Annotated in this window: 7 protein-coding genes; 5 read left to right on the forward strand and 2 right to left on the reverse strand. The window is 64.1% G+C overall.

All coding sequences use genetic code 11. The annotated features are described in order from the left end of the window. Positions 1-209: 209 nt before the first annotated feature. From FNJ47_RS43045 to FNJ47_RS43055, 3 genes are all read left to right on the forward strand, one after another. Positions 210-1,997, forward strand: a complete 1,788-nt coding sequence (locus tag FNJ47_RS43045) for an acyl-CoA dehydrogenase C-terminal domain-containing protein (protein ID WP_163162455.1) — start codon at positions 210-212, stop codon at positions 1,995-1,997. Between the two features lie 73 nt (positions 1,998-2,070). Next, positions 2,071-3,279, forward strand: a complete 1,209-nt coding sequence (locus FNJ47_RS43050; protein WP_163162457.1) for an acetyl-CoA C-acetyltransferase — start codon at positions 2,071-2,073, stop codon at positions 3,277-3,279. Positions 3,280-3,445: 166 nt separating this feature from the next. Further along, positions 3,446-5,659 carry an FAD-dependent oxidoreductase gene (locus FNJ47_RS43055; RefSeq protein WP_163162458.1) on the forward strand — a complete coding sequence of 738 codons (2,214 nt, stop codon included), beginning with the start codon at positions 3,446-3,448 and terminating at the stop codon, positions 5,657-5,659. A 321-nt stretch (positions 5,660-5,980) separates the two neighbouring features. On the opposite strand, the gene FNJ47_RS43060 is transcribed toward FNJ47_RS43055, so the two are convergent. Next, positions 5,981-6,208, reverse strand: coding sequence for a hypothetical protein (locus FNJ47_RS43060; RefSeq protein WP_163162460.1), 228 nt, complete (start codon positions 6,206-6,208; stop codon positions 5,981-5,983). A 311-nt stretch (positions 6,209-6,519) separates the two neighbouring features. Then, on the reverse strand, positions 6,520-7,137 hold the full coding sequence (gene gstA, locus FNJ47_RS43065) for a glutathione transferase GstA (RefSeq protein WP_163162462.1): 618 nt from the start codon (positions 7,135-7,137) through the stop codon (positions 6,520-6,522). 130 nt (positions 7,138-7,267) lie between these two features. On the opposite strand from gstA, the gene FNJ47_RS43070 reads away from it, so the two are divergent. Together FNJ47_RS43070 and FNJ47_RS43075 are read left to right on the forward strand one after the other, a co-directional pair. Further along, positions 7,268-7,780: a MarR family winged helix-turn-helix transcriptional regulator gene (locus tag FNJ47_RS43070; protein ID WP_163162464.1), complete on the forward strand. Its 513-nt coding sequence runs from the start codon at positions 7,268-7,270 to the stop codon at positions 7,778-7,780. Between the two features lie 93 nt (positions 7,781-7,873). After that, positions 7,874-8,144: glutamate-cysteine ligase family protein (locus FNJ47_RS43075; protein WP_488226106.1), on the forward strand; the 271-nt coding region annotated here is incomplete at its 3' end.

Below are 8,144 nucleotides of genomic sequence, written 5' to 3' on the forward strand. Positions count from 1 at the left end.
GGCGTCCTTGAAGCCCTTCGGCGTGGTGACGCTGCCGTCGTCATTGCGCTTGCAGCCTTCGAGATCGCCGGTGCGATTGAGCGGCTGCAGCACCTCCTCGCTGAGCTTAGCGGCCTCGCCGAACCGGATAAGGTCCGTTCCAACAAACCCAAGGACACGCTGCGCAGCATCAGTCGTGAATGCGACCGCGAGCCAGCCGGGAGATCAGCATGCCAACCTACAAAGCCCCCGTCGAAGACGTCAGCTTCCTGTTGAACGACGTTTTTCAGATCGACCGCTACGGCAATCTTCCCGGCTTCACCGATGCGTCGGCCGATGTGCGCGAGGCTATCCTCGGCGAGGCCGCTAAGCTCAGCGAGGAGGTGCTGCAGCCGCTCAATCGCACCGGCGATCTCGAAGGCTGCAAGCGCAATGACGACGGCAGCGTCACCACGCCGAAGGGCTTCAAGGACGCCTTCAAGCAGGTCGCCGAAGGCGGCTGGCTCGGCCTCTCGGCGCCGACCGAATTCGGCGGCCAGGGCCTGCCGGTGACGCTCTCGCAGGCGGTCAACGAATTCCAGATCTCCGCCAACATGGCGTTCTCGATGTATGGCGGGCTCACCATGGGGGCGACCGCGGCACTGCTGGTGCACGGCACTCCCGAGCAGAAAAAGACCTATGTGCCGAAGATGATCGCCGGCGAATGGACCGGCACCATGAACCTGACCGAGCCGCAATGCGGCACCGACCTCGGCCTGCTCCGCACCAAGGCGGTGCGTCAATCGGACGGCAGCTTCAAGATCACCGGCACCAAGATCTTCATCTCCGCCGGCGAGCATGACCTTGCCGACAACATCATCCATCTCGTGCTGGCGCGCATCGAGGGCGCACCGGCCGGCATCAAGGGCGTCTCGCTGTTCGTCGTTCCCAAAGTGCTGGTCAATGCCGACGGCTCGCTCGGGCAGCGCAATGGCGTCACCTGCGGCTCGATCGAGCACAAGATGGGCATCCACGGCAATTCCACCTGTGTGATGAACTACGACAGCGCCACCGGTTGGCTGATCGGCGAAGAGAACAAAGGCATGCAGGGCATGTTCGTGATGATGAACGAGGCTCGCCTCGGCGTCGCCGTGCAGGGCCTCGCGCAGTCCGAGGTCGCCTATCAGAACGCGGTCGCCTATGCGCGCGAGCGTCTGCAGGGCCGTTCGCTGACCGGCGTCAAGGCGGCCGACAAGCCGGCCGATCCGATCATCGTGCATCCCGACGTGCGCCGTACGCTGCTCACCATCCGCGCCTTCAACGAGGCGGCACGCGCCATGGTGGTGTGGACCGCGCTGAAAAGCGACGTCGCGCACCGCTCCAACGATCCGAAGGATCGCCAGGCCGCGGACGATCACATGGGCCTGATGACTCCGGTGCTGAAGGGCGTTCTGACCGACACCGGGTTCGCCAACACGGTCTCGGCGCAGCAGATGTTCGGCGGCCACGGCTACATCGCCGAGCACGGCATGGAACAGTTCGTCCGTGATGCGCGCATCGCGATGATCTATGAGGGTGCCAACGGCATCCAGGCGCTCGACCTGGTCGGCCGCAAGCTGCCGCGCGACGGCGGCCGCGCCGCGATGGCGTTCTTCGGCGAGGTCACGGCATTTGCCAAGGAGCATGGCGCCGACGAGGCGATGAAGCCGTTTATCACCCCGCTCTCCACCGCGCTCGGCCATCTGCAGCAGGCCACCGGCTGGCTGATGCAGAACGCGCTGACCAAGCCCGACAATGCAGGGGCAGCCGCGACTGACTTCATGAAATTGTTCGGCCTCGTCGCGCTCGGCTACATGTGGGCGAAGATGGCCAAGGTGGCGCAGGACAAGGCCGCCGTCGGCGCCACCCCCTACCTCAACACCAAGCTCGTGACCGGCCGCTTCTTCATGGAGCGGCTGCTGCCGGAGACTGCCGTGCATCTGGCCCGGATCCAGAGCGGCAGTGCCACCACGATGGAACTGGCCGCGGAAGCGTTCTGAATATTTGCCGTCGCATTGCTGCGGCGGCGCTTCCTTCCGTATATATTATGATCCTCATATCAAGGAGGGCGTCATGCCTGAGGCATACATCTACGATCACGTTCGTACCCCGCGCGGCCGCGGCAAGGCCGATGGCGCGCTGCACGAGGTCACCGCGCTGGCGCTCGCCACGGTGCCGCTGAAGTCGCTCAGGGAACGCAACAATCTTCCCGAGAACTCCGTCGACGACGTCGTGCTCGGCGTGGTCGATCCGGTCGGCGAGGCCGGTTCCGACATCGCGCGCTTTGCCGCGCTGAACGCCGGTCTCGGCGAGAAGGTGCCGGGCGTGCAGATCAGCCGCTTCTGCGCCTCCGGCCTCGATGCCGTGAATTTCGCCGCGGCCCAGATCATGAGCGGGCAGCATGAGCTCGTGATCGGCGGCGGCGCGGAATCGATGAGCCGCGTCGGCATCGGCGCCTCCGGCGGCGCCTGGCCGATGGATCCCTCGATGGCGGTGCCGGCCTATTTCATGCCGCAGGGCATCTCGGCCGATCTGATCGCCACCAAATACGGTTTTTCGCGCGATGACGTCGACGCTTATGCCGTGCAGAGCCAGCAGCGCGCGGCGAAGTCGTGGGATGAAGGCCGTTTCAACAAGTCGGTGGTGCCGGTCAAGGACGTCAACGGCCTGACCATCCTGGCCAAGGACGAGCACATGCGCCCCTCCACGACGATGCAGTCGCTGGCGCAGCTGCAGCCGTCGTTCGCGGCGATGGCGGCGATGGCCGGCTTCGACGCGGTGGCGATCCAGTCGCACCCCGAAGTCGAAAAGGTCAATTACGTGCATCACGCCGGCAATTCCTCCGGCATCGTCGACGGCGCCGGCGCGGTGCTGCTCGGCAGCAAGGAGGCAGGCGCCAAGCACGGCCTGAAGCCGCGTGCAAAGATTCGCGCGTTCGCCAATATCGGATCGGAGCCCGCGATGATGCTGACCGGTCCGGTCGACGTCACCGAAAAGCTGTTCGAGCGCTCCGGCATGAAGAAGTCGGACATCGACCTGTTCGAGCTCAACGAGGCGTTCGCCTCGGTGGTGCTGCGCTACATCCAGGCGTTCGACATCGACAACGCCAAGATCAACGTCAATGGCGGCGCGATCGCGCTCGGCCATCCGCTCGGCGCGACCGGCGCGATGATCCTCGGCACCGTGCTCGACGAGCTCGAGCGTACCAACAAGGAAACGGCGCTGGTCACGCTGTGCATCGGCGGCGGCATGGGCACCGCCACCATCATCGAGCGCGTGTAACCGAGCAGGCAGCGTCATCCTGAGGTGCGAGGGCGAGAGCCCGAGCCTCGAAGGATGGATAAATTCACCGAGTCATCCTTCGAGGGCCTCGCAAGAGCGAGGCCACCTCCAGCGACAAAGGCAAAGCCTTTGCGCGGGGATGACGGAGAGATTGGGAGCGACTTACATGGCTTACAAGAATTTCAAGTTCGACGTCGACGCCGACGGCATTGCGCTCGTCACCTGGGACATCCCGGGCCGTTCGATGAACGTGTTCGACGAGGTCTCGACCCAGGAGATCGACCAGATCATCAAGCAGACGACCAGCGATGCCGCGATCAAGGGTGTCGTGATCACTTCGGCCAAGGAGGCGTTCTGCGCCGGCGCCGACCTCTCGATGCTTGAGGGCATGAACCGCAGCTATGCGCAGCTCTTCAAGGAGAAGGGCGAGGAAGCCGCGAACCAGATGCTGTTCGAGCAGAGCCGCCGCATGTCGCAATCGTTTCGCGCGATCGAGACCTCGGGCAAGCCCTGGGTCGCCGCGATCAACGGGCTCGCGCTCGGCGGCGGCTTCGAGATCACGCTGGCCTGCCACTACCGCGTCGCGGCCGACAACCCGAAGACCCGGCTCGGCCTGCCCGAGATCAAGGTCGGCCTGTTCCCCGGCGCCGGCGGCACCCAGCGCGTGCCGCGCCTGGTGTCGCCGCAGGACGCGATGCAACTGCTGCTCAAGGGCGAGGCGGTCAATCTGACCCGCGCCAAGGCGCTCAATCTGATCCACGCCGTGGTGCCCGCGGCCGATCTGATCAAGGCGGCGAAGGACTGGATCAAGGGCGGCGGCAAGGCGGTCGCGCCGTGGGACGAGAAGGGCTTCAAGCTGCCCGGCGGCCCCGTCTTCTCCAAGATGGGCATGCAGATGTTCCCGGCCGGCAACGCGATCTATCGCCGCGAGACCTACGACAATTATCCGGCCGCGCGCGCCATCATGAGCTGCGTCTATGAAGGCCTGCAGCTGCCGATCGACGCCGCGCTGCGGGTCGAGTCGCGCTACTTCACCAAGGTGCTGCGCTCGAAGGAAGCGGCGGCGATGATCCGCTCGCTGTTCCTGTCGATGCAGGAATTGAACAAGGGCGCGCGCCGCCCGGCGGGCGTGCCGCCGACCAAGGTGAAGAAGCTCGCCGTGATCGGTGCCGGCTTCATGGGCGCCAGCGTCGGCTATGTCTCGGCGCAGGCCGGCATCGACGTCGTGCTGGTCGATCGCGACCAGGAAAGCGCCGACAAGGGCAAGGGCCACGCCAAGACCGTGGTCGACGGCCTGATCGCCAAGGGGCGGATGAAGCAGGAGGCGGCCGATGCCATCCTGGCGCGCATCTCCGCCACGGCAGACTACAACGTGATTTCGGAGTGCGACCTCGTCATCGAGGCGGTGTTCGAGGATCGCAAGGTCAAGGCCGACACCTATGCCAAGGCACAGCCGCTGCTGAAGTCTGGCGCGATCTTCGCCTCCAACACCTCGACCCTGCCGATCAATTCGCTGGCCGAGGAGTTCAAGGACCAGAGCAAGTTCATCGGCATCCACTTCTTCTCGCCAGTCGAGAAGATGATGCTGGTCGAGATCATCCTGGGCAAGAACACCGGCGACGTCGCGCTGGCGACCGCGCTCGACTATGTCCGCGCGATCGGCAAGACGCCGATTGTGGTGAACGACAGCCGCGGCTTCTTCGCCAACCGCTGCGTGATGCGCTACATCTCCGAGGGCAACGAGATGCTGCTCGAAGGCGTGCCGCCGGCGATGATCGAGAACACCGCCAAGATGGCCGGCATGCCGGTCGGGCCGCTGTCGCTGCAGGACGAGGTCGCGCTCGATCTCGGCCTCAAGATCACCAAGGCGACCGAGGCCGATCTCGGTCCCAACACGATCGACCAGGCGCAGAAGAAGCTGATCGTCGAGATGGTCGAGAAGCAGGGTCGCTTCGGCCGCAAGAACGGCAAGGGCTTTTACGACTATCCCGAAAAGGGCAAGGGTCAGAAGAGCCTGTGGCCGGGGCTCGCCAATCTGCAGCCCAAGCAACTCGATCCCGATACGCTCAGCGTCGAGGAATTGAAGCAGCGCTTCCTGGTGGTGCAGGCGGTGGAAGCCGCGCGCACCGTCGAGGATCACGTCATCACCGACGTGCGCGAGGCGGATGTCGGCTCGATCCTGGGCTTCGGCTTCGCGCCGTTCACCGGCGGCGCGCTGTCCTACATCGACTTCATGGGCACCAAGAACTTCGTCGCGCTTTGCCACGCCTTCGAGAAGAAGTACGGCTCGCGCTTCACGCCGCCGAAGTTGCTCGAGGAGATGGCTGCCAAGGGCGAAACCTTCTACGGCCGCTTCCCGCCGAAGAAGCAGGCGGCGTAAGCGCCGTCTCTCTCCGGGACACGTCGCACAGGATCAAGCCGGTCATCGATCCGACTTGATCCTGTTGCGGGACTGTCGCGGCGGTCAAAGTCCCGCCACGCTTGCTCCCCACTCGCACCACGCTGCTGGCATCACTCTTGCTGGTTGATCGACAAGACGATCAGCAAGACGACGATCAGGCTGGGGTGTCGTGCGATGCGTGCTGTACTCAAGGAAGGTGCCGCTGAGACCGCGGCGAGGCCATCCATCCCGCTTCTACCGCCACGACGTCGGAATCTGCTGCGCTTGCGGGGCAAGGGTCCGTCATGGACCGGCCTGGTGCTACTCGTTCTGGCCGTGGACCTTGTGCTCGCGGCCGCGGCCTGGAATGCCGTCGATTTCTTCCGCCATTGAGCCATCATTGTCCGGCGACAGCAAGGCGCCGGCGAGATAGGCGACCTGGTTGAATGCGAGGCAGGCGACGACGATCGGAGCGCCGGTGGCAAAGGCATAGCCGTCGGACTGGAGCACGATTGCCGCGAGCACCGCGATCAGCGGTGACACCAGCATCAATGTCCAAACCCGAAAGTACAAACTGGTAACCAGCCCAACGAGCGTGCTGGTCAATAAAAGCGTTGAGGCGATCGTCACATTTTCAGACCCGTTGGAGCGGAGGGCGCGCCGCAGCTCATAGTCGGTCAGTTGGATCGCACGAACAAGGACAGCTACGCCCTCAGCCGGAAGTACACCGACTTAGTATTAATCGGTACAATGCACGTCAAATTGAGACGTTCCACCTCCGGTTGCCGAAGAATGACAACCGGCGGCGCAAAAAGAGCCGGATCGGCTGATCCGGCTCTTTCGATTGATGGTGGATAGGCTCAGGCCGCTTTCACCAGGCCTTCCTTCTTCAGCGCTTCCTGCACCTTCGGGCGCGCCGCGACGCGGGCCTTGTAGGCGGTCACATTCGGCAGGCCGGAGAAGTCGAAGCCGAGCCGGTCTTGTGCCCACATGATCATGGTGAAGAGATAGCCGTCGGCGACCGTGAACTGGTTGCCCATCAAATATTCGCGGCCGGCGAGCTGGCTCTCGACATATTTGAACTTGCCCATGGCGCGGTCCTTGAAGAAGGCCTTGGCGTCGTCGGCGAGCACCGGCGAGAACATCGGGCCGAGATTCTTGTGCAGCTCGGTCGTGATGTAGTTCAGCCATTCGAGCAGCTTGTAGCGCTCGTTGGAGTCTCGAGCCGGCGCCAGCTTCCGGTCGGCGACCCGGTCGGCGATCATCTGGATGATGATCGGCCCTTCGGTGACCATCTCGCCGGTATCCAGCGCCAGCGCGGGCACCTGGCCCTTGGGGTTCACTTGCAGGAAATCGTCGCCGTTTTCGAGCTTCTTGGCGCGCAGATCGACCTTGACCAGGTCGTAGGGCAGGCCGGCCTCGAGCAGGGCGATGTGGGGGGAGAGGGAGCAGGCACCGGGGGAGTAATAAAGCTTCATGGGGGTATTCCTTCCCTTGTTCTTGGCGTCCGGAGAGGGATTGCCTACATGCACCTGCATGAAATAGTCAAGATTGATGCAGATGCATTCAGTGCGGTACAGTCGGTGCCGGGACCTTATGGGCTAGACCATGAAACGCAAGCTATCGAGCGAGGCGACGGCCGCCTGGATCCGCCTGATGCGGGTGCCGAGCCGGGTGCTGGACTGCGTGGAGCAGGATCTGAAGAAGGCCGGCTATCCGCCGCTCGCCTGGTATGACGCCTTGCTCGAGCTGTCGCGCGCGCCGTCGGGTGAGCTGCGCCCGGTCGAACTCGAGCGCCAGATGCTGATCCCGCAATATTCGACGTCGCGGCTGATCGACAAGCTGGTCGATGAGGGACTCGCGGCCCGGCGCGAATGCAAGATCGACAAGCGCGGCCAGTTCGTCGAGATCACCGAGGCCGGTCGCGAACTCCAGAAGAAGATGTGGAACGCCTATTCCACTGCGATCGACAAGCATGTCGGCTCGAAATTGTCCGATGCCGACGCGACCAGGCTGTGCGGTCTGCTCGACCGTCTCGGCTGTTCCTGCGACGACGTCAAGGCCGATGCAAAGAGCGATACCAAGGCTGCGCCCGCGCGAGACGGCGTGCCTGCCCGATGATAGTCCTGATCCCATCATCCGCGGCCGATGTGGCCCACGGATGTCCCTGCCACCGCGCGACTTCGATCGAAGCGCCCTTGAGTTGGATTTTCTATGGCGCGTGACCAGATCGACATGACGCCGCTGCAATCGCGCGACGAACTCGTGGCGTGGATTGAAGCCGGCGTGAAACCCGAGTCCGAATTCCGGATCGGCACCGAGCACGAGAAGACCCCGTTCACGCTCGAGGGCCACCAGCCCGTGCCCTATGAAGGCGCGAAGGGCATCGGTGCGCTGCTCGAGGGCATGAAGCTCCTGCTCGGCTGGGAGCCGATCATGGAGCGCGGCAACATCATCGGGCTCTATGACGTCACCCGGGGCGGGG

The sequence above is a fragment of the Bradyrhizobium uaiense genome (genome assembly GCF_010811875.1).
In the GTDB taxonomy this organism is placed as follows: Bacteria; Pseudomonadota; Alphaproteobacteria; order Rhizobiales; family Xanthobacteraceae; genus Bradyrhizobium; species Bradyrhizobium uaiense.